Raw genomic sequence first — 21,492 nt, forward strand, 5'->3', positions numbered from 1 at the left:
GGAGAGCAAAGATATGCTCTCCTTTTTAATTCGAAATCACTTTCACATGCATCCCTCTCACCGCTTTTTCATAAGCAATTTCGCTCATCTGTTTTATGTTTTCTGATACGACAGACGATCGAACAACTTCACCTTCACGAAGAAATGGAGGATCAATAAGACGGACTTTATTTTTCTGATACAAATCATAATCGTTTCTATCTTCTTTTACTTTTACATTCGAATGAACTTTTCTTAATAAAGCATGTACTTCTGGCTCACTACATTGCTGCAATTTCGAAATAAGCTCATCATCTTCAAGAAGGAAATCATCTGCATGAATAACCTTTTTATGAAGAGCTAACTTTAACGTCTTAGCTAACATATCATTTCCGTAAATATTCATTGGTTTCATAAAGAAATCGATTACTTCTTTGTAATACGTTTCTGTAAACCATTCTGCTACTTCGATACTTTGAACAACCATCTTCCCATCTACTGCGATAACATCCTCTAAAAAATTGTGAACTTCTTCTAAAGAAACATACCCATATGTATACATATCTCGTAATGTATAATCGACTCGGTCTGCGCATAATTCTGGTGCTGATTTTTCGAGTAACGTCCATTTCGAATCATCTAACAAAATATCTTCATAGTTATAACCATGCTTCGCAAGAATCGCTGGAATTTCTGAGTTTTTCACGACAGAACTAAATATCTCTTCATGATAACTTTCATCCTCATTATGAAAAACGTAATCAATCACGTGGGAAAAAGCAGTATGTGATACGTCATGCAGTAAACCTGCAATTTGTTCTTCTACTGAACCACCTAGTTTTTTCACTAACAACATAACACCAACTGAATGATCAAAGCGTGTTACATTCCATTTCTCGCTCATTAAATAACTTGCGCCATTTTGATGAATACCTTTTAGTCTTTGCACAGGCTTGCTTAAAATTAATTCTTCTACTACTTGATCTACTTTAAACTCACCGTATATAACATCTGATATAACCACTTATAATCCCCCTTTATTTCAGCAGAGTCTTCTAATCGTACCTTTTTTATGAAATCGACATCAACATAAATACTAAATTTAAATATTTTGATAATAAATTATTAGTGTTGTATATTATACATGTCTGTTATTTCTTTTAATTCATTTATTTTTATTGAGCGCTCCTTATGTGGAGCCTTTTTTTATTGAAAAATGTGTGGACTTTCATTCCAAATCGTGAACAGAATGCTAGAAATAGAAACGTACATATTCCGGCGAGAAAAAGGGTAACATTGCCAGTTTTATTCCTTTTTGATTTAATACAGGTATAGCTATTAAGGGAAAGAGGGGGAGCATGAAAAAGATTTTCTTCACCATTCTATTCATCATTATTGTATTAATTAGTTTAGGATATTGGAAATTCTTCACTTTATCTGGGGTTTCAGGCGGTGAACAGATTCAATCCATACACTCCCCAGATAAAACGTATACTTTACATATATACAGACATAATGGCGGCGCAACGACTAGTTTTGCTATACGAGGAGAGCTTGTAGCAAATAATAAAAAGTTTATGAACAAGAAAAATATATACTGGAATTATCGTGAAGAAGATGCAACTGTACAATGGTTAGACGATCATACAGTGATGATTAATAAGCATAAATTACATGTAGAGACGGACACGTATGATTTTAGAAAAAACGAAAAAGAAAAGGACTGACTTTTATCAGTCAGCCCTTTTCTCTTTATCCCGCTATTCAAACGTAACTTCCACCTGCACAATCTCAGATCTACTCCCAAGCCTAAGCGGTGGTCCCCAGAATCCGAAACCAGAAGAAACAATGGCGTGGAATGCACCTTTTTGTGCATATCCCCAGTCTAATTCGTACATTCTTCTCGTTACAATATGATTTGGCGCCATTTGTCCGCGGTGCGTGTGGCCGGATAATAGTAAATCAACGCCCGCCTCTGCTGCTTGCTTCAACTCGAATGGTTGGTGATCCATTGCGATAACTGGCATAGTTTTATCTACCGTACTCATTAGATTTTCAAAGCTTTGACGATCTCGCTCTGTTTTATCTCTTCTTCCAACGAGATAAAAATGGTCTTCAATTGTAATCACTTCATCTAACAGAATACGAATATCAATCTTATCCATCTCTTGTAAAAATTCAGGAACCGCTCGTCCGTAATATTCGTGGTTTCCTAACACACCATATACGCCTAGTGGAGCTTTCATTTGTTTCATAATTGGTCCCATATTTTTTTGAATGAACACACCTGGATGATCATCGATAATATCTCCTGGCAGTAAAATAATATCAGGCTCCATCTCATTTACATGACGGACAAGTCTTTTTAAATGCGACACGCCAGATAATTTACCGAAATGCATATCAGAAGCCATCGCAATGCGTAAGCTTTTACGTCCCTCTACTTTTTTCGGGATGTGCACCTCGTACTTTCTAACTACTGGGCTATATGCGTTGAATACTCCATACGCAAAAATAAAGATGAACGCAAGTAACACGGCCGTTCCTGTCCAAATAATTGCCGCTTCTTTCTCCACCGAAAACTGTAAAAGAAAGACCGTAATATCCGCTAACGGCAATAACATAAGCGCATATTGTATGACCGCAAACCAAATTGAACCTATCGTTCGTAGAAATGGCAGAAACTTAAATACTTGCACGAGAATGTACGCATATGAAATAAAACCGACTACGAAAGCGTAATAGCCCCAAGATTCCCATCCAAACACCGCACTGAGCCAAACCCAACCGTTCCAGCCGGTGTAAAACATGAGTAATGTGTATACAAGTAACATAGTAAATATATTGAAATAACGAAGATTTTTCACAGCCAGCCTCCTTCTTGATTTCTTCTATTATATCTTGTTATGCACGTTTAACGTAAATATTAAGCACAATAAAAACCTCTAACTGCTAGATGCAAACCTAACAATTAGAGGTGCAATTCAAAACAAAATTACTTTTACAGATTTTCGTTATAGAAACTTGTTAATTTTTCAACTGCAATTTTTACTGGTTCTGGTTGGTCGTATAAATCATAATGACTCGCACCTTCCACAACAAGTAAATCTTTTTTCTCTGAAGCTGCTTTCTCATACAACTCGTGACCATCTTTATAAGAACTGAATGCACCTTGCTTACTGCCGACAATAATTTGCAACGGCTGTGTTAATAGTGTATCTGCTAAATGGAACGCATCAAAGCCAATTACCGATCCCATGCTCGTAAAGTTTAACTTATTTGGCGAGTTAACACTTTGCCCTCGCGGTGTTGTATAATACTCAACTGCTTCTACAATATCTATATCCGTCATACCTGCTGCCTTTAATTCCTCCTGATTTTTAGGAATCCAGTTTGTAATCATCGCTTCTGCTCCGCGTGCTTCAGCAGTACGTTGTTTACCAATCGCCTCTAACACCCCAATTGGATCAGCTTCACGATTTAATCGGCCAATATTTGCACCAACAACTGTGCCAACCGCTTTAATGCGGCGCTCTGTCATTGCGGCATTTACCGCATAACCACCGCCCGCACAAACCCCTAACACACCGATACGTTCTTCATCTACATAAGGAAGAGTAGTCAAATAATCTACCGCTGAGCGAATATCTTCAACGCGCGCAGCTGGTTCTTCCATATATCTCGGTGCACCTTCACTTTCACCTTGATAAGACGCATCAAACGCAAGCGTTACATAAGCTTGTTCTGCTAATTTCTCCGCATATAATCCTGCTGTTTGATCTTTACAGCTACTACCTGGATGCACACAAACAATCGCTGCATTTTGTTTCTTTTCCTCAGCACCTACAGGAATATTTAAAATACCTGCAACTTGTAATTTTTCTTAAAGCTCCTTGACTATTGCTCTTTTCTTCATTCCATCTCTGGGTATCATCCATCTCAAAACTTGGATTTTGAATTAGGTTTTCACCTGTCCCTAACTCCCTCGTTGTTTCAATTGGGTTTCCAAATTGATCATGTTGTTTGAAAGATGATGTATTTGCTGCTTGGTTCCACTTTTTCATATATAAAGGCCCTTAGTTTGTACAATAGAAAAAGCACACAATCCATTCACAAAAGTGAATGGATTGCGCCTTTTTATCTCACTCTATTTCATTTATTTCTTTAACTTAACCGTCGTGCTGCTTCCTCACAGCTTACCGCCTTATCTGGAGCCCAGCCAAATGTTTGTTTAAGTCAGTGCATTCTTTTGGTAGTTCCATATTTTCATTTGTTTGCTCTTTATAAGTTTTAAAAATAACATCGTATGTATCAGCTACTTTTATATGAATATACGCAACATAACCACCTAATTGATAATGATTATCAATAAAGAACAAAAAATATCATTTCCTACACAAATATGCCTTTCGTTCATTTTTAAATAGTAAATAATGTGCCGTATGAACTTTCCGTTCTAAATAATCAATAGAATACGAGCTTGATGGATCAACTAAATCACCTATCGCACCTGAAAGATGATCAATGACTTGCTGCAAAATTTCTAAGTTTTTCTTCTCACTTTCCGCGTTCATTTCATCCATAATGTCACAAATAAGATATTGAACTCTCCGCAAACGTAATTCCTTTTGCTCCACGTATATCTCCTCCTTATTAGTCATATTACGGTTTAAATATATGGGGTTATAGCTTAATCAATTCTAAAAAATACAAAGGCAACCATCTTCATCAAGATGGTTGCCCCTATTTTTATACTTGCATCGCTTTCTCTTTTAACGCTCTTCTTAACAATTTACCCGTCGTATTCTTCGGCAATTCTGTTAAAAATTCGATACTCATTGGCACTTTATATTTTGCTAAATGTAACGTGCAATAATGCATCAGTTCTTCTTCTGTTACTTGAGCTTGTTTCAGAACGACGTAAGCTCGTACTGCTTCTCCTAAGTTTTCATCAGGAACGCCAATTACGACAACTTCTGCTACAGATTCGTGTGTGTATAATACTTCTTCTACTTCACGAGGATATACGTTGTAACCACCAACTAAGACGATATCCTTTTTGCGATCAACGATATAGAAGTAACCTTCTTCATCCCTTTTCGCTAAGTCTCCTGTATATAACCAGCCGTCTTTCAATGTCGCTGCTGTATCTTCTGGTGCGTTATAGTAGCCTTTCATAACGTTAGGTCCGCGAACAATTAATTCACCGACTGCACCAACAGGTACTTCTTCCCCAAGTTCGTTCACAATTTTATTTTCTACATGCCAAATATTTGTACCGATTGACCCTGGTTTACGCGGACGATCTAGCGGGTTAAAACAAGTAACTGGTGATGCTTCTGATAAACCGTATCCTTCTGAAACGATAACGTCAAAACGTTTTTCAAAGTTTTGCAGAAGAGCAACAGGCATGGATGCACCACCTGAAATACAAAGGCGAAGCGTCTTCACATCTTCTGCGCTTGCTTCTTCGAATAAATATAAATAATTGTACATCGTCGGTACACCAGCAAAAATCGTTGGCTCATACGTACGACAAATACGGAATACTTCTTTCGGGCTAAATTTCGGTAACATTAAAATAGTCGCTCCGTTCACAATCGGTGCATTGACCGCCACTGTTAAGCAAAATACATGGAACATTGGCAGTGCCGCAACGACGCGATCAGCAGCAGTAAATTGTAAATACGACGCCACATCGTTCGCATTACTATATAAATTTTTATGTGTTAACATAGCGCCTTTCGGTTTTCCAGTCGTGCCTGAAGTGTACAGAATAACCGCTACATCTTCTTCATCTAACTCTGGGCCTTCGTAAGTTAAATCTCCAGCCCCTATCATCGTCGTAAACGTTTTCATTTTTTCGGTTTCTGTATGATTAAAATCTGATGAGGTTTCGCATATGATGATGTTTTCAAGTGAAGGAAGTCTTGTTGTAAGAGATTGTATAACAGGTAGAAGGACGTCGAGTACGATGATTGTTTTTACATCTCCATTTTGTAAAATGTAATGCATTTCGTCTGCTGTATAAATTGGATTAACTGGAATAACTGTTGCTCCAGCTTTCATTGTTCCGTATAAACCGACCAAAAAATGTGGTGAGTTTCCAACAACTAATGCGACATTGTCCCCTTTTCCAATGCCCATTGCTGCTAAATTGCTAGAAAACCTTGTGACCATTTTGTTTAATTGGTCATACGAGACCGACTGATCCATAAATATATAAGCCGGTTTATCCCCCTTCTTTTTCGCCGTTTCAGCCAAAGATTGAACGAGATTCACACAAACCCCACCTTTATAAAATTTAGAATATTTAAAAATTCTAAATTAATTATATTAAAAGAAAATTAAAGTGGCAAGTGATATTCCATTAACTGCATATACAACGATCACCTCCTGTTGACTCTCTTTGGAAGGATAAGGGAATTCTATTTATTAGCACACTATGAAACGAGTGCTAAAATCATTTCAGGATAATATGCATTCATCTTTTCTCTCAGCATTGCAAGTTCTTCTTTATTTAAGCTCGTATACTCCCCGTACAAGTTAAGAACGTCCGCTCCATCTTCATGAAAAAACAATGTAACATATAATGTCGGTAATCCGTTATTGTCCTCATCTATCGACAAGACAAGATCTGGCGTTTTATTCACTGTACTAAACGTTTCATTTCTTTTCCATTTCTTATTTTGAAACATAGTTTGTATATCATCTATCTTTCGTTTGTTATCTGTATGCGTAAAATATATAACATGATCTTTCGCTGGCTTTCCAATAGATAAAAGTGTCCGACTTGAGGAAGTTTCATCGTTACAAGCTGTCATTCCGATGACGAAGCTAAGCAGTAATACAACGTACATTACTCTTTTCATTTCGAACCGCCTCCTTTGAATATATATATTCCTTTACGAGGGGCAAATGTACTGTGATTTTATGGTGAATGAAATGATATCGACGATTTTTCGAATATATCAACCGCAACTCGAAATATATCAGCGATTTTCCAAATATATCGACCGTAACTCAACTTATATCAGCGATTTTTAAAATATATCGACTTACCGACAAAACGTGACAATCTAAGTAAAAAAAGAGGCTGCCCATTACGGTAGCCTCCCTCATTTTTAGAAGAATAAATGTAAGAAATCTTCTGTTGTAATATTACCGAAATAGCGTACGATATCTACGCCTTCTAAAGCTGCAGTGAATGCATCTTTATCAAATTGTACACCTGTTAGACGCTCTTCAATGTCATGTACATCTAGTGAACCGAAGAAGTCACCGTAAATTTTACATTCTGTTACTGTTCCTTTTTTCACTTCAAGACGAACATCAACTTGTCCAACTGGGAAGCGGTGTGAATGTTGTAAGTTGAACTTCGGAGATTTTCCGTAGTTCCAATCCCAATTTTGGTAGCGCTCTTCAGATAGTTTATGGATTTCTTTCCAATCATTTTCTGTTAATTCGTACGTTGGAATTTCTGTTTCCCCTTCGAAAATTGTTTCTAGAAGAAGTTGTCTAAACTCTTCTGTCGTCATTTTTTCGTTTAAGAACTCTGTAATGTTCGCAACGCGGCTACGGATTGATTTGATTCCTTTTGATTGGATCTTATCCATTTTTACTTTTAATGCTGATACGACGTGATCGATTTCAGAGTCAAATAGTAACGTACCGTGACTGAACATACGACCTTTCGTTGAGAACTGCGCGTTACCTGAAATTTTTCTACCTTCAGCTAAAATGTCGTTACGACCACTTAGTTCTGCATTTACGCCTAATTTACCAAGCGCTTTCGTTACAGGCTCTGTGAATTTTTTAAAGTTGCTGAAACTGTCTCCATCATCTTTCGTAATAAAGCTGAAGTTTAAGTTTCCTAAATCATGATATACTGCGCCTCCGCCTGATAGACGACGAACGACATGAATACCTTGTTCTTTTACGTAATCTGCATTAATTTCTTCTACTGTGTTTTGGTTTTTACCAATGATAATAGAAGGTTCGTTAATGTAGAACAGTAAATATGTTTCGTTAATATCTAAATTCTTCACACAATATTCTTCAATTGCTAAGTTTATTCTAGGATCTGTAATTCCTTTATTATCAATAAATAACATCGTATCACCTCATGAGTTCCATACGTAGCCACTATGCGCTAGCGTAATATGGCCACTGAAAATTTGTTTTGCTTCTGCTACTAAATCAGATGTGTTGCCTGTATGCGGTAAGTGCGTTAATAAAAGTTCTTTTACATTTGCATCTTTCGCAATACTTGCTACTTCTGTACTATTCATATGCCCTGCTTTTGCCGCTTCTTGATGTGCATACATATTACACTCACAAATGAAAAGATCAGCATCTTTTGTGAATGGAATAAATTCAGGAATATAACTGGAATCTGCGCTATATACTACAGCGTCACTACCAGCTGTAATACGCATCGCAAAGCATGTAACAGGATGAACAGTTTTTAAGAATGAAATCGAGAACGGTCCAACTTGAAGTGTTTCTTCTGGGTTGTACGCGATTCCTTTCGTATGTGGTTCATGCGTTAAAGAATGGAATCCATTCTCGTCAAACGTATGACCGTATATTGGTAATTCCGGTAGTTGCCCCTTCGCCCCGCTCATAATTAATCTCGCATATTGCAATACCCCAATGTCTGCAACATGATCGTGATGATAATGCGAAAGTACAACTGCATCTATATCAGATGGTGTTATATATTTTTGAATCTGTGCTAGTACACCACTACCACAGTCTACAAGTAAACGAAAACCATCGTGTTCAAACAAATACCCCGACGTTGCTTCTCCCGCTTCTGGAAAGCCGCCCCAAAAGCCGACAACAGTCATTTTCATATGTATCCATCCTTTCTAAAACCGAGTAGAAATGCATGTTTCACTTACATCCTACATTGTTAACTATAATCCATTTCCTAAACTTTTTCATTAATTTTCAATTTTGTTATAAAACAGTTGTTGACTTTTGTTTTTTGTACTAATACAATGATAGTAAGAAATGGAAATGGAGGGATTGACATGATCGATCAACCAATGGAGTTTTTCAGAAATTTACCGACGAAAACTTGTGCGCACTGCGGGAAAGAAATTGATGAACAGCACGAAGCGTACCATAACAAATGTGATGACTGCGTTCACGAAGAATAGTAGTTTATGAACATAAAAAAACCTAGCAGACATAGTCTACTAGGCTAATAACATCGTATCTTTCTTCATCGTTGAACCTTTCACCAAGAGCTCCAGTTCAAACTCATACAATTCTTTTTGTCGATAATTTTTCGTATGGATTTTATCCATCATCAGGTCGACAACTTTTCGGGCCATCTCATCGATTGGCTGTTCAATTGTCGTAATACCTGGCTCTGTAATCTGTGATAATATTTGATTATCAAAACCGATAACAGCGAGATCATCTGGAATGCTCCAGTCATGGCGTTTTGCCTCTGAAATAATTCCAGCTGCAACCTCGTCGCCTCCTGCCAAAATCGCGGTAGGATTTTTTTTGTCTTTTAATACTTCATGGAATATTCTCTTTCCATCGTCCCAAGAGAAAGCGTTTTCAAGAAAATCGATCGCTTCTACTTGGCGGCTCTTCTCTGTTATGGCACGTAAAAAGCCCATTTTTCGCTGTTGGCTAACCACTTTGGTTTCGTTTCCACGGCAAAAAATAAGATTACGATATCCTTGTTCTAACACATGCTTAGCAGCTATGTATGCTCCTTGTGCATGATCAAACTTCACTGTTGGAACATTTGCTTCCTCAATATATTCATTACATAACACGATTGGACCGTGCTGTAAGTATGGCTCTACATCTTCCCACGGATTTTCTAGTGAACATAGAATAATCCCATCTACTTGTTTCGTAGATAATAATTGTAAATACTCCATCTCTTTTTCCGGTAAATATCTTGTTTGACAAATAATCAGTTTATATTTATGTTCAGAAGCAGCAATCTCGATTGCTTCGATAAATCTACTGAAGAAAGGATTTGTAATCCTTGGAACTAGCACCGCAATTGTTTCCGTCTTTTGTTTACGAAGCCTTCTCGCCGCAGAATTAGGAACGAAGCCTAAATGCTTCATTGCTAATTGAACCCTTTTTTTCTTCTCATCTGAAACATATGGATGATTATTAATCACCCTAGAAACCGTTGTCCTTGATAACCCCGCTAATTTCGCCACGTCCTCTATAGTCGACACGAAATTCTCCCCCTTTGCATGAAAACGTTTTCTTAAATTGATTATATAGTATATTATTGGAAACTGCAATATGGGTTGTTATGATTTTACTATATTAATATTATACATAGGGAAAAGTCTGTTAATGGGAGGAGAGTTTATACTGCTTTTAGAAGTTTACAGTAGGCATATTTATAAAAGATACAGGGGGATATTTCATGAATCGGACGGATCGTTTATTAGCTATATTAATTGAATTACAAAGAAGACAAACTGTTACAGCACAAAGCTTAGCTGAAAAATTTGAGACAAGTATAAGAACGATTTATAGAGATATGGATGCACTTAGTGAATCTGGCGTCCCACTTTTCGCCATGCCTGGCCAAGGTTATTCATTAATGGATGGTTATTTCTTACCACCCATTCAGCTTACGTCTGAAGAGGCTGTTACTCTTTTATTAGGCGGTGATTATATCGAGAAAACTTTCACTTCTTCTTTCTCTGTCCACGCAAAATCAGCAAAAGAGAAACTTGAGGTCGTCCTCCCTACTGATCAACAAAAGAAAGCCCGAGAGTTACGAGGGACTTTCCGTTTCCTTTCTCCTATATTTTCACACAAACAATCTGAACAAGAAAAACTTGAAAAACAACTTATCCTGTTGCAAGAATCTATCCAAAAAGAACAGGCTATCTCTTTTTCTTATCGTAAACCAAGAGAAACTACAAAAATAAAACGGACCGTTCATCCTTACGGTTTAGTCAATATTTCAGGAATTTGGTACATCGTTGCTCATTGTGTACTTCGAGAACAAATACGTAATTTTCGCTTAGATCGAATGGAGGAATTACAGCAAGTACAAGAATTCTTTACAAAACCCGAAGACTTTTCTTTGCAAGAATATCAGCCTGAAAGCAACCGTACTGTGATGATTCATTTATTATTCCCAGCCCATATTGCACATAAAATTATTGAATCACGATACTTCTTCATAGATTCATACGAGCATAGAGACAATGGTTTTCACGTCTTTTTGAAATCGAGAAACATAGACGAAGTATTTCAATGGGTATTAAGCTGGGGAAGCCAAGTGCAAGTACTTGAACCAAACGTTCTATCTGAGAAAATTCATGATGAAGCAAAGAAAATGTTAAAACTTTAATTGTTGCATTTCACTACTGACATAATGTTGTCAGCATTACTTCTTTATAGTAGGGAGTAACAAATACATTTTCATAAAAAGGAGTTAGTGATATGAAGAAATTTGAAGAGTTAGCAACGTACTACATAGAGGAATTAGAAAAGTACTCTATAGAACAATTTAGGATGAAGCCTTCTCATGAGGTATGGTCTCTCGGTCAAATGTATAATCACTTAATTTCAGCTACACGCATGCAGTTAGATGCAATCTCAAAATGCACAACTGAATTGCCTTCTGTAACTAACAAGAAAACAGATATGGGAGAAAAGGTATATATGATGGGATCTTTCCCAGACATAAAAATCAAATTACCAGATCATCCTGGATATACGCCTGAAAATCCAGCTAATAAAGAAGACGTACAGAAACAGCTTCTAGAATTAATTACAATTGTTAAAAACATTGAGCCAACACTTTCTTCTATCCCTAGTGATTGTAAAGTCGAACATCCTGGGCTTGGTTACTTACATGCAGCAGAATGGTTCCAGCTTATTTCTATGCATTTCGCACATCATCTTCGTCAGAAAGAGCGATTGGAACTTAAGGTTTGCTAAGTGTAAACCTTCCACTAAAAAGAGACTGCCAATATTGGCAGTCTTTTCAATAAAATATGCAACGTCTATAGGATAACTCATAAAGTCTCACTGGCTATCAATAGAAAACTCCCTTATTTTATTCAATATAAAGCCCCATCAATACGTCATCTCCATAAGATCCATCTTCATATTTAATTTGCTTTATTTGTCTTCCTTCTTCTATAAATCCCATACGTTTATATACCTTAATCGCCCTATCATTAATAGAAACTACGCCTAAGCAGATTTTCTCTAAACCTTCCTGTCCTTTAGCCCAGCTAATAAGAAATTCAATTAGTTTCGTACCAATGCCTTGATTACAGTACGCCTCTCTAATCCCCATTCCCATTGTACCTGCATGTCGTAGACGTTCTAGTTCGTAGCGGTTGAAAATTAAAAAGCCAACGACCTTACTATCTACTTCATAAACGATATAAAGATTCCCTTTTTTATTGCCTTTCCGTATCTTTTCTTTTTCTGCATCAATATCATTTGGTAATTGATTTGGAGATACTATAAAAAACTTTGTAGTAGTTTCCGATAATATAATTTCTTTTCTGATATCTATAATTGATTCTGCATCAATCTCTTTTGCTAATCGTATCACTGAATCACCTCTTACCTTTTTCCTAAAAAGTAATATTTAAACTATAAAATACTCAATATGCAATATTACATATTGAGAACCTTTTCACTTTTGATACAATATTTTTAAGTCTATATAAAAGGAATGTACACAATGAATCCAATCTTAACAGCTACAAAACAACTATTACATAAAGAAGAAAAGATTTTATCAACTTTAAATTGTTCACTTACTGGCTATATTATGACACATAATGTTCCGTATCCTGGCATGCTACTGGCTACTAATAGAAGGCTTCTCTTTCATGGACAATCTAAAAATACATTCATTGCCGAATTTAAGTATGAAAAAATTGAATCTATAGAAACGAAGAGAAGAATCTTTGATAAAAAAATAATATTTTACTATGAAGATGAATATATAACGCTTGGATATATTACAAGTTCAAATGTTGAAGAGTTCATAGACTTACTACAAAGAAACTGCAACACTAACACAGACTCATAATCAGTGGGGGATCTCCCCCGCTGATTCATTATGTTAACTCCTCCCACTTCGTCCAAACTTCTCTCCCGTTTATATGGTACATATTATCCTCTCGCTCCATAAACCCGTGTACAATAAACTCGCGTCTAATTGTACAAAAATCATCGTGATATTGCTTTATGAATGTATTCATTTCTTTTTCCGTATATTGATTTTCAGCGTTTAATTTGCTAATTAAATGCTCCAACAATACTAGTTTTTTCTTCTTTTGGCCTGGAATCGATTTTAAGCGGTCCTCTTTATCGAAAAAGTTACGAATCGTCGTATCTCTGAATTTGATTTCATTTTCGGTCATGTTGTTATCCCCCATCGGTTTTTATGTAATACAACTTTATTGTTTGTCCTTACCATTCTTCTTCATTCTTTCACTTACAACATCCATAAAGTAATATCCGCTAATTAGCACATAGTAAACTAAAAGTATTCCTAGTGCATCTTTCATATTTATATATTTTTCTTTATGAAACAAGATAGGTGAAAGGGCGTAAACAAGAAAGATGATTAGCGGATTTAAGATAAAATAAAAAGTAAGATTTCCTTTCATCATATCAACTCCTATGTACTATACTTCTGTTCAAATGGTTGCAATTCCTGTCCTTTTATTTAGCCCTACATATGAAATATGGTAAAATTAAGGAGATGGAGGGTTACAAATGACATTTCACTCTAAAATGGATACATTCTTCTTATCTATCATCAGTTTCGCTATTTTCACCACTGGCGCTGTAACAATACTTCCTCTCATATTTGATGATGAGGCTACTACAACAGATGCATACATTCTACTATCTATTTTCTTTCTATCTTCTGGTTTCCTATTATGGTGCTCCTTTTCAATTACATATACATTCTATGAAGATTACTTATTCATAAAAGGTGGCCCATTTCGAAGTAAGATTCCGTACGGTCATATAACGAAAATCTCAAAAACAGATAACATTTTAGTTGGGTATCGTATTCTCTCTTCGAAAGATTGTTATGAGATTTTTTACACATCGGAGGTTTTGGGAAGTGTAAAAATCTCACCGAAAGATCCCGAAAGATTTGTAAGCGAACTAAAGAAAAGATGCTCCTTTGGAAGTAATAACAACGATGAGTAATATTCAAAAGACCATACACCAAATATGCAATGTTGCATATTTGGTGTATGGTCTTTCTCGATATAATAATATCTTTATAGAATGTATTTCAAATAAACTAAAAATGGTAAATTATGTTATAATTAAATTATACATACTTTGGAGGATACATAGTGAAAAAAGCTATTATAGTAGTAAGCATTCTATATCTTATTTTAACCGTACATACAGGAGCTGTTCTTTTAGGAAAAGAAGATTATAGAAGTGCTATCAATACATTAAAAGAAACGAAAGAAGTCACTTCATTTCAATCTGCAAAAGACGGTGTGATTTTATTAAAAGGAGCATTAACTACTGCGCAACCTATTACAGAGGAAAAACTTCAAAATAAAGAATTCGCACTCCTTGAAATTAATACGTATAAACGACGAAAAGCAAATTGGATAAACATTGATACAGAGCAACATATTGCAAAGCAGCTCTTACTAAACAATGAGGTTCTTCCTGCATTAAAAGAAATCCGTTTTTCGATGGAACCAATTACACTGTCAGGAAAAGATATTTCCATCGAAGATTACTCACTAAAAAAGGACGATACTCAATTAACAATTAAAAGTAAAGGATACCGATATACGGGAATAGAAAACAAATCAGACACTCTTATTTTTGGCATAAAAAAGGGGGATACCCTTGAAGGGTATAGTGGTTCTGAAATTCTAATAGGAAAAACAAAAGAGGACATTGCTAGTAATATGAAACTATATACTTTTGCTGAAAAATATGGTCCATTTGTGTGGATTGTAGCTACAATTATTCTTATAAGTATTGTTATATACTTGTTCCGTAAAAACAGAAAAACAAATGAACTTTCTCAACCAATAAAACAAAACTAATAAAAAAGCACCGAAAAGGTGCTTTTTTCTACGCTTCAATCGATTGATTTTCCGCAATATTTCTAAATTGTCGTTTGTGCATCCAAGTTAAGGATGCAATTGTTCCAAGTGATAATACAACAATGAAAATCATGAGCACCCCTACGTTTTGCCACATGAAATTAAAGTCTCCGCTTGATACGACTGCTTTCAATCCTGATACAGAGTATGTCATCGGTAACCAAGCATTGAATGGTTGTAAAAGCTTCGGAATCAATTCTAGTGGGAATGTTCCAGCACTTGTTGTAAGCTGAATAATTAATGTGATGATGGCGATGAAACGCCCTGCATCACCAAATGCCGTTACTAAACATTGAATTAATGCGATAAATGCTAAACTTGTAACGATGCTAAAGAGTATGAAATACGGAATACTTTGTACTTCTACACCTAAGCCGAATAGTAATATAATATCTGCTACAATCGCTTGAATAATACCGACTGATAGTAGTACGCCGAACTTACTAATAAACCAACTAAATCCTGATTTCGGAACGCCAACTGTATCACGTAATGGATAAACAATAGATAATAGTAATGCCCCAACAAATAAACCGAGTGATAAAAAGTACGGTGTAAATCCAGTTCCGTAGTTAGGAACTTCCGCCATTTTCTCCGTCTTCACTTTTACAGGACTTGCAAACATATCATACGTTTTATCCGTCCCTTTCACTTCACCAGTTTTCTCTGCTCCTTCGCCAAGTTTCTCAGCAAGTTCACCGGAACCATCATTTACTTTTACGAGGCCGTCCGTTACTTTTCCGGAGCCGTCTGCTAGTTTATTTACGCCGTCGATTAGCTGGGTTGAGCCGGTTGACATTTTATTTAGGCCACCATTTAGAGTACCCAAGCCAGTTGTTACTTGATTAGATCCATCTGCTAATTGATTTACTCCACCTGCCATTTGGTTTGCTCCTACAGATAATGATCCTAAACCACCTGTTACTTGGCTTGAACCTTCTGCTAATTGATTTACTCCACCTGCCATTTGGTTTGCTCCTGCAGATAATGTTCCTAAACCGCCTGTTACTTGGCTTGATCCATTTGCTAATTGATTTACACCACCTGCCATTTGATTTGCTCCTGCAGATAATGTGTCTAAGCCGCTTGTTACTTTACCCGAACCATCTGCTAATTGATTTATCGCATCAATTAATTGACCGGATTCGTTTTTAAATTTATTTGCGCCTTCTTTAGCAGTATTTAACTTTGCACCAAACCCTTGAAACTTTTCAACAAACCCTTTTTGTGCACTGGATAATTGATCAATACCAACAGTTAAAGATTTTAATTCCGCTGGATTCGGTAGTTTGCTTTGCCCATCACCTGTTTTTTGATTTATTTCACCTTTTAATTGTTTTACTTCTTCATTTAATTTATTTGTTCCACCCGCTACTCCAGCAGCTTTTTGCTGAACTGTCGCTGTATTTTTTACAGCATTTGTTATGAATGGTTGTAACTGCTCTTGATACTCTTTTGGTAAACTTTCAATTTGCTTTTGTAAATTCGCTACATCTTGCGCTGCATTTTTTGCATCTCCTGCTGTTGATTGCGTAAGTTCATTTAACTGATTTACATTCGCCCCAGCTCCATCTATTTTCTCATTTACTGTATTCAATATAGAAGGGCCTTTTGACTGCATTTCCTCTAAAGCTGCAGCAGAACTTTTCACTTTACTATTTAAATCTTGCAAACCTTTTTCAATTTTTTGAGAGGCTTCCTCTAATTGTCTTTGCCCCCCAACCAGTTGTTCCATACCATTTGATAGATCCGTTGTTCCTGTTTTTAATTCACCGGATTTACTTACTAATTTGTTCAAACCACCGGTCACTTTCTCAGATCCATCATGTAATTCACCAATTCCTTTTTGCATTTCACCCGTTTTGCTATTTAACGTATTTAAACCGTTCGTTACTTTTCCGGAGCCATCTACTAATTTTCCGATACCTGTTTGCATTTCACTTGTTTTACTATTTAACGTATTTAAACCGTTCGTTACTTTTCCGGAGCCGTCTACTAATTTCCCAATACCTATCTGCATTTCACCTGTTTTGCTATTTAGCGTATTTAAACCGTTTGTTACATTGCCTGATCCATCTACTAATTTATTAGATCCATCTGCTAATTTCCCAACTCCATCCTTCATCTCTCCAGACTTCCCTTGAAGTGTATGAAGGCCATCCGTCACTTTACTTGAACCATCATGTAGCTCACTTGATCCGTCGTGTAGTTTGTTTGCTCCTTCCGCCCCATCTGCTAATCCTTTTGAGACGTCTTGAATGGAATCAAACATTTTCTCTGCATATGTTTTCGTTAACGTACTTGATACTTCACCTTTAATTTTTTCAATCGCTGTTCCGCCAATTTGTGAAGATAAGAAGTTTAAACTTTCATTTGGAATGTATTCTAAGTTTAATGGTTTTGGATCATCTTTTAATAACGTTGTAGCATTACTTGAGAAGTCATCTGGAATGCGTACTAACATGTAATACTTTCTACCTTCCATTCCTTTTTTCGCTTCTTTTTCACTTACAAATTCCCATTTGAAACTTGTATTGTCTTTTAAATTATCAACGAGTCCTTTTCCGACCTCAATTGGTTTCCCATCAAATACTGCACCTTTATCTAAATTGACTACCGCCACTGGCAAATCATCTAACTGTTTATACGGATCCCAAAAGGCCCATAAAAACATACCTGCATATAAAATTGGTACGAATAAAACTGCGATAATTGGAATTAATATTTTTTTACTTTTTATAATTTCAGTAAACTCTTTACGAAGTAACTGATTCCATTTCATCATTTCTCCCCCTTTTCTAAATGACCGAATCGTTCATTCGGTCATTTTCTCCCAAATAAAAAGGCTATACCTATTCATACATATGCCTTATCCCCGAATTTATACTATGCAACTGTTTCTTCATATGAAGTGAATATTTCTATTATCCCTCCCTAAAATAAATGTATGACCAAATTGTTCAAGTGGTCACTTTTTATAATAATAAAAGGATTATCTTAGTTTGACAATCCTTTTAATAAATAAAGTTCGAATAATTCTGCGATTTTTTCTTTTTCTAGCGGTTCATGATTTTTTTCCCAATCAAAAATAAGCGATACGTATAAGCGAAGCATAATAAATGCTGTAATTTCTGGATCACATTTGCTAATCTCACCTTTTTCAATCGCAATCTTTAAATACGATTGAATGACAGAAACAATTTCCACATCTACTTGTTGCATCACTTCTTGTACTTCTTTCGTTCCCATATCGCGCTCTTCTTGAATTAACTTAATCATGAGCTGATGTTCTTTTCTGAATTCTAATATGCTATATAATGCTCTATGTACATTTTCAAAAAATGAAACATCTGAACGAATTGCATTTTCTGCAACTTGCTTCATTTCTGTAATTAAATTAGAAATAATTTCGCCAAATAGCTCTTCTTTATTTTTGAAAAAAGTATAAATCGTTCCTTTTCCTACATTCGCTAACTTCGCTACTTGATCCATCGTTGTTGCTTTATAACCGAACGCTGAAAAAGACTTTGTTGCAGCTTCAATAATAGAACGTTTTCGATCTATCGCCACATCGTCACCTCCAAAAATGACCAATTGGATAATATAGTCAATCAGTACATCTTTGATATTACCACACGCTTACATTCTATACAAGTTCTCTTTTTTATTATTTCCAGTATAAAAAATTCCAGTCAGTGTATATCATACTGTCCATAGTGTATCAAAAAGAATGCTTATATGGAAAGCAAGAATATATTCATAATAATTGCTGGCTAGATCCCACTAGAAATTCAATAAAATAGACAGTGTTCTTAAAACAAAAGTTTTAAGAACACTGTCTTTTATTTTGACATAGAAAGTAATATTTTCTCCATCTCTTTCTTAGTTAGATCATCATCAATTATCTCTTCGTATATCTTTGTATCTCTTGTAAAAATATCATTTACTATGACAATTTGATAATCACTATTCTTACCTTGTGCTGGTACAAACATTTTGAGTCCTTTTAACTTACTCTCTCCTTGAGAATATTTATTATAGACCATTTCTTTCCCGTCTAAACTATAACTTTCTAGATTCTCGTCTCCAGGCATCATGTAGTGTAGTGGATCCTTGCCACCATTAACATTACCATCCATATACATCCTTGACTGGTAAATTGTAAAACCATATTTTCCTTTTGTATATTCTGATTTAATAACTAATTCTACATCTCTTCCAAAATATGAATCGGCCCATTCTCTCTTTAATTCATAACCTTCAGGTATATAAGTTGGCTTCTTAATTTGATACGGTACATGTTCTTTTGCTTCTTCCATAGTATATGTTAAAGACTTCTGCAATTTATCATCAAAAGGTTTTAATTTCTTCTGAATACTAGCTAGTCTTTCTTGATCAGGTTTATTCAAGCGTTTAAGATTCATTTCCTTTGTATCTCCATCATAATTCTCAGGCACATTTTTCTTAACCATTGCTTTTTTCTGAATTTCCCTAGCCTCTTTAAATAATTGGACATATTGTTCAAATTCTTTTTTTGTAAAATTCTTTTCTGCCAAATACAAAAAATCTGTATCTCTTTTATATGACTTTATCGACATACCCCATTCTCTACTTGCATTCTCTGGTGTACCATATACTGTTTCTATCGCTTTTTCAAATGCCGCTTTAGATTGCTTGTTTTCTACAACCTTTTCCTTCTGTCTTTCATCTCCCTCGGTTATCCTTGCATTCAATAAGAATCCCCCTGCTATAACTGCTATAGCAATAACTCCAAGTAAAGACAGACGATACGATTTCTTTTGGAACTTTTTAATCATAACGATTCTCCTTTTTAGTGTTCGTTTATTTCTGCTTAAATTTGCTAGGCTTGGTACTTGATAGGAATAGTGTTCTAAAAGGGTAATAATTGTATGACCGTATGCAATTTGCTCCTCTTTATCTATAAACGTAAGCGCATATGCATCGCAGGCTAATTCTTGATCTTCTCGCATACAGAAATAGGCGTACCAAAGAATAGGATTGAACCAATTTAATAAGATTAAACTGTACATAATCCAATTTACAGCTACATCGCTTCTTTTAATATGAGCTAACTCATGGTAAAAGACATATTGTAATTGTTGCTCATTTAATGCTTTCATATGTTTTTTTGATAGTAATACTTTCGGGCGGAAGAAACTAAACACAGTTGGACTCGCAATCTTTCCTGCAAGGCGTAATGAAACTGCCTTCTTCATTTTCATAGACTGCTTACAGCGATTAAACGCTGTAACGACCTGTTCATCCGTAATATCTGGTTGTTTCTTTATGTAAGAATATAAACGTCTATTTGTAATAAACGTGATGACTGCTAATACGATTACTCCAGCTAACCAAACATATAGAGCAATTTTGTATAAAGAAAGTGGAGTCTGTTGTTCCGCACTCGCGTTTACTTCAGGTTCACGATTCTTTGTCACAGTTTCAGAATTTGATTCTAATTCCACTGTCTGTTTCATCTCGTTATTCACTGTATTCTCAGGTGAAGATGTATTTTTTTGAATAACTTCTGATACACTAGAACTATAGGAAAATAATGAATAAATGCTATAAGAGCTATCTGGTGACCACGGTAAAAGTAGTCGTATCATTAGTACGATCCACAGCATATATTGCCACCGGGGCGTTAACTTATTTCTAAATAGCACTTTTATACATAAAATAAATCCAACTAATATACTGGCCATAAGTGACGTTTCTATAAGCCAATCAAATAAATGAGGAAGGTATACATTTATAAGCATGTCTATCATCGTTATCTATCCTTCCTCTTATTCTCCTCTGTCTTTTCATCTAAAATGCGTTTCAGTTCATTAATATCATCTGAAGACAATTTTTCCTCTTTTAAGAAATTAACAAGTAATGGCTTGAACGCTGCGCCGCAAAAACGCTTTAGCAAAGATTTCGTTTCAACTTGTAAATAATTATCTTGTGATACTAACGGATAATAAGCATACATACGCCCTTTATCTTGATGGTAAGAAACGGCTTCCTTTTGTACTAACCGATTAATTAATGTGCGAATTGTTTTCGGTTTCCAGTCCATTGCATCTTCTAGTTCTTCTATAATTTCATTCGCTGTTTGTGGAGAATTAGACCAAAGTACTTTCATAATTTCTAATTCAGCTTCAGATATTTTAGGTAATTGATTTGTCATAATATATTTCACTCCTCCGTATTACATTTGTAATCTACAATTAAGATTACAAATGTAATACTTAATTGTCAACCATATTTTAGAAAATACAATTTCTGTTAAACCTTACTTAACGACAACGAATTTCCCTTTTTTCAAATAATCAAATAAAAAAACAAGAAAATCTTTACATTTAAT

Annotated in this window: 25 protein-coding genes; 7 read left to right on the plus strand and 18 right to left on the minus strand. The window is 35.5% G+C overall.

The features are described 5' to 3' along the window. Window positions 1–25: 25 nt before the first annotated feature. The gene (locus FOT98_RS15040; protein WP_063261979.1) at window positions 26–1,003 is read right to left on the minus strand and encodes an HD domain-containing protein; all 978 of its coding nucleotides are present in this window, start codon (window positions 1,001–1,003) and stop codon (window positions 26–28) included. A 334-nt stretch (window positions 1,004–1,337) separates the two neighbouring features. Between FOT98_RS15040 and FOT98_RS15045 the strand changes: the two genes are divergently transcribed. Next, a complete protein-coding gene (locus tag FOT98_RS15045) occupies window positions 1,338–1,706 on the plus strand; it encodes a DUF5412 family protein (RefSeq protein ID WP_063261980.1) in 369 nt (122 codons plus the stop codon). Between the two features lie 33 nt (window positions 1,707–1,739). Here the strand turns inward: FOT98_RS15045 and FOT98_RS15050 are convergent, their stop codons facing one another. From FOT98_RS15050 to FOT98_RS15095, 9 genes are all read right to left on the minus strand, one after another. After that, window positions 1,740–2,846 (minus strand): metallophosphoesterase, encoded by a 1,107-nt coding sequence (locus FOT98_RS15050; protein WP_063261981.1) that lies wholly within the window; start codon window positions 2,844–2,846, stop codon window positions 1,740–1,742. Between the two features lie 134 nt (window positions 2,847–2,980). Continuing rightward, window positions 2,981–3,841, minus strand: coding sequence for an alpha/beta hydrolase (locus FOT98_RS15055; protein WP_063261982.1), 861 nt, complete (start codon window positions 3,839–3,841; stop codon window positions 2,981–2,983). Further along, entirely contained in the window at window positions 3,816–4,043 is a 228-nt protein-coding gene (locus tag FOT98_RS15060; RefSeq protein ID WP_063261983.1) for a hypothetical protein, read from the minus strand. Before FOT98_RS15060 ends, FOT98_RS15055 begins: the two co-directional genes overlap by 26 nt. 132 nt (window positions 4,044–4,175) lie before the next feature. Continuing rightward, window positions 4,176–4,358, minus strand: coding sequence for a hypothetical protein (locus FOT98_RS15065; RefSeq protein WP_063261984.1), 183 nt, complete (start codon window positions 4,356–4,358; stop codon window positions 4,176–4,178). 6 nt (window positions 4,359–4,364) lie between these two features. Next, on the minus strand, window positions 4,365–4,616 hold the full coding sequence (locus tag FOT98_RS15070) for a hypothetical protein (protein WP_000435468.1): 252 nt from the start codon (window positions 4,614–4,616) through the stop codon (window positions 4,365–4,367). A gap of 112 nt (window positions 4,617–4,728) precedes the next feature. Continuing rightward, a complete protein-coding gene (locus FOT98_RS15075; protein ID WP_063261985.1) occupies window positions 4,729–6,261 on the minus strand; it encodes a fatty acid--CoA ligase family protein in 1,533 nt (510 codons plus the stop codon). A gap of 161 nt (window positions 6,262–6,422) precedes the next feature. Beyond that, window positions 6,423–6,851: a hypothetical protein gene (locus FOT98_RS15080; RefSeq protein WP_063261986.1), complete on the minus strand. Its 429-nt coding sequence runs from the start codon at window positions 6,849–6,851 to the stop codon at window positions 6,423–6,425. 252 nt (window positions 6,852–7,103) lie between these two features. Then, a complete protein-coding gene (lplA, locus tag FOT98_RS15090; RefSeq protein ID WP_063261987.1) occupies window positions 7,104–8,093 on the minus strand; it encodes a lipoate--protein ligase in 990 nt (329 codons plus the stop codon). A 9-nt stretch (window positions 8,094–8,102) separates the two neighbouring features. After that, window positions 8,103–8,837: an MBL fold metallo-hydrolase gene (locus FOT98_RS15095; protein WP_063261988.1), complete on the minus strand. Its 735-nt coding sequence runs from the start codon at window positions 8,835–8,837 to the stop codon at window positions 8,103–8,105. Between the two features lie 180 nt (window positions 8,838–9,017). Here FOT98_RS15095 and yhfH point away from each other — a divergent pair, with 180 nt between their 5' ends. After that, window positions 9,018–9,146 carry a protein YhfH gene (gene yhfH / locus FOT98_RS15100; RefSeq protein WP_000567010.1) on the plus strand — a complete coding sequence of 43 codons (129 nt, stop codon included), beginning with the start codon at window positions 9,018–9,020 and terminating at the stop codon, window positions 9,144–9,146. Between the two features lie 39 nt (window positions 9,147–9,185). Here yhfH and FOT98_RS15105 read toward each other — a convergent pair whose 3' ends face one another. Then, window positions 9,186–10,202 (minus strand): LacI family DNA-binding transcriptional regulator, encoded by a 1,017-nt coding sequence (locus FOT98_RS15105; protein WP_000103724.1) that lies wholly within the window; start codon window positions 10,200–10,202, stop codon window positions 9,186–9,188. A gap of 197 nt (window positions 10,203–10,399) precedes the next feature. Here FOT98_RS15105 and FOT98_RS15110 point away from each other — a divergent pair, with 197 nt between their 5' ends. Both FOT98_RS15110 and FOT98_RS15115 read left to right on the plus strand, forming a co-directional pair. Beyond that, window positions 10,400–11,341: a helix-turn-helix transcriptional regulator gene (locus tag FOT98_RS15110; RefSeq protein ID WP_144291084.1), complete on the plus strand. Its 942-nt coding sequence runs from the start codon at window positions 10,400–10,402 to the stop codon at window positions 11,339–11,341. Between the two features lie 92 nt (window positions 11,342–11,433). After that, window positions 11,434–11,934 (plus strand): DinB family protein, encoded by a 501-nt coding sequence (locus tag FOT98_RS15115; RefSeq protein WP_063261989.1) that lies wholly within the window; start codon window positions 11,434–11,436, stop codon window positions 11,932–11,934. Between the two features lie 118 nt (window positions 11,935–12,052). Here the strand turns inward: FOT98_RS15115 and FOT98_RS15120 are convergent, their stop codons facing one another. Continuing rightward, window positions 12,053–12,562 carry a GNAT family N-acetyltransferase gene (locus FOT98_RS15120; protein ID WP_063261990.1) on the minus strand — a complete coding sequence of 170 codons (510 nt, stop codon included), beginning with the start codon at window positions 12,560–12,562 and terminating at the stop codon, window positions 12,053–12,055. Window positions 12,563–12,685: 123 nt separating this feature from the next. Between FOT98_RS15120 and FOT98_RS15125 the strand changes: the two genes are divergently transcribed. Beyond that, a complete protein-coding gene (locus tag FOT98_RS15125; RefSeq protein WP_144291085.1) occupies window positions 12,686–13,048 on the plus strand; it encodes a PH domain-containing protein in 363 nt (120 codons plus the stop codon). Between the two features lie 28 nt (window positions 13,049–13,076). On the opposite strand, the gene FOT98_RS15130 is transcribed toward FOT98_RS15125, so the two are convergent. After that, complete coding sequence (locus FOT98_RS15130; RefSeq protein ID WP_063261992.1) at window positions 13,077–13,382, minus strand: DUF2087 domain-containing protein; 306 nt, start codon at window positions 13,380–13,382, stop codon at window positions 13,077–13,079. Window positions 13,383–13,418: 36 nt separating this feature from the next. Further along, window positions 13,419–13,634: a hypothetical protein gene (locus FOT98_RS15135; protein WP_063261993.1), complete on the minus strand. Its 216-nt coding sequence runs from the start codon at window positions 13,632–13,634 to the stop codon at window positions 13,419–13,421. Window positions 13,635–13,740: 106 nt separating this feature from the next. Here FOT98_RS15135 and FOT98_RS15140 point away from each other — a divergent pair, with 106 nt between their 5' ends. Both FOT98_RS15140 and FOT98_RS15145 read left to right on the plus strand, forming a co-directional pair. Continuing rightward, window positions 13,741–14,187 (plus strand): PH domain-containing protein, encoded by a 447-nt coding sequence (locus FOT98_RS15140; RefSeq protein ID WP_063261994.1) that lies wholly within the window; start codon window positions 13,741–13,743, stop codon window positions 14,185–14,187. Window positions 14,188–14,339: 152 nt separating this feature from the next. After that, the gene (locus FOT98_RS15145; protein ID WP_063261995.1) at window positions 14,340–15,059 is read left to right on the plus strand and encodes a hypothetical protein; all 720 of its coding nucleotides are present in this window, start codon (window positions 14,340–14,342) and stop codon (window positions 15,057–15,059) included. A gap of 28 nt (window positions 15,060–15,087) precedes the next feature. On the opposite strand, the gene FOT98_RS15150 is transcribed toward FOT98_RS15145, so the two are convergent. The 4 genes from FOT98_RS15150 to FOT98_RS15165 all read right to left on the minus strand — a co-directional run bounded on the left by FOT98_RS15150 (window position 15,088) and on the right by FOT98_RS15165 (window position 21,315). After that, on the minus strand, window positions 15,088–17,901 hold the full coding sequence (locus FOT98_RS15150) for a YhgE/Pip domain-containing protein (protein ID WP_063261996.1): 2,814 nt from the start codon (window positions 17,899–17,901) through the stop codon (window positions 15,088–15,090). A 215-nt stretch (window positions 17,902–18,116) separates the two neighbouring features. Further along, complete coding sequence (locus tag FOT98_RS15155; protein WP_000963378.1) at window positions 18,117–18,689, minus strand: TetR/AcrR family transcriptional regulator; 573 nt, start codon at window positions 18,687–18,689, stop codon at window positions 18,117–18,119. Between the two features lie 272 nt (window positions 18,690–18,961). After that, window positions 18,962–20,911: a M56 family metallopeptidase gene (locus FOT98_RS15160; protein WP_063261997.1), complete on the minus strand. Its 1,950-nt coding sequence runs from the start codon at window positions 20,909–20,911 to the stop codon at window positions 18,962–18,964. A gap of 2 nt (window positions 20,912–20,913) precedes the next feature. After that, window positions 20,914–21,315, minus strand: coding sequence for a BlaI/MecI/CopY family transcriptional regulator (locus FOT98_RS15165; protein ID WP_044792665.1), 402 nt, complete (start codon window positions 21,313–21,315; stop codon window positions 20,914–20,916). Window positions 21,316–21,492: the final 177 nt, after the last annotated feature.

This window comes from Bacillus sp. HY001, from assembly GCF_007558965.1.
GTDB classification, from domain to species: domain Bacteria; phylum Bacillota; class Bacilli; order Bacillales; family Bacillaceae_G; genus Bacillus_A; species Bacillus_A mobilis.

Bases quoted from the DNA above. Each gene is read 5' to 3' on its own strand.
- FOT98_RS15165 (WP_044792665.1), bottom strand. From the start codon at position 21,315: ATGACAAATCAATTACCTAAAATATCTGAAGCTGAATTAGAAATTATG.
- FOT98_RS15160 (WP_063261997.1), bottom strand. From the start codon at position 20,911: ATGATAGACATGCTTATAAATGTATACCTTCCTCATTTATTTGATTGG.
- FOT98_RS15045 (WP_063261980.1), top strand. From the start codon at position 1,338: ATGAAAAAGATTTTCTTCACCATTCTATTCATCATTATTGTATTAATT.
- FOT98_RS15080 (WP_063261986.1), bottom strand. From the start codon at position 6,851: ATGAAAAGAGTAATGTACGTTGTATTACTGCTTAGCTTCGTCATCGGA.
- FOT98_RS15125 (WP_144291085.1), top strand. From the start codon at position 12,686: ATGTACACAATGAATCCAATCTTAACAGCTACAAAACAACTATTACAT.
- lplA (WP_063261987.1), bottom strand. From the start codon at position 8,093: ATGTTATTTATTGATAATAAAGGAATTACAGATCCTAGAATAAACTTA.
- FOT98_RS15135 (WP_063261993.1), bottom strand. From the start codon at position 13,634: ATGATGAAAGGAAATCTTACTTTTTATTTTATCTTAAATCCGCTAATC.
- FOT98_RS15140 (WP_063261994.1), top strand. From the start codon at position 13,741: ATGACATTTCACTCTAAAATGGATACATTCTTCTTATCTATCATCAGT.
- FOT98_RS15060 (WP_063261983.1), bottom strand. From the start codon at position 4,043: ATGAAAAAGTGGAACCAAGCAGCAAATACATCATCTTTCAAACAACAT.
- FOT98_RS15110 (WP_144291084.1), top strand. From the start codon at position 10,400: ATGAATCGGACGGATCGTTTATTAGCTATATTAATTGAATTACAAAGA.
- FOT98_RS15150 (WP_063261996.1), bottom strand. From the start codon at position 17,901: ATGAAATGGAATCAGTTACTTCGTAAAGAGTTTACTGAAATTATAAAA.
- FOT98_RS15115 (WP_063261989.1), top strand. From the start codon at position 11,434: ATGAAGAAATTTGAAGAGTTAGCAACGTACTACATAGAGGAATTAGAA.
- yhfH (WP_000567010.1), top strand. From the start codon at position 9,018: ATGATCGATCAACCAATGGAGTTTTTCAGAAATTTACCGACGAAAACT.
- FOT98_RS15130 (WP_063261992.1), bottom strand. From the start codon at position 13,382: ATGACCGAAAATGAAATCAAATTCAGAGATACGACGATTCGTAACTTT.
- FOT98_RS15095 (WP_063261988.1), bottom strand. From the start codon at position 8,837: ATGAAAATGACTGTTGTCGGCTTTTGGGGCGGCTTTCCAGAAGCGGGA.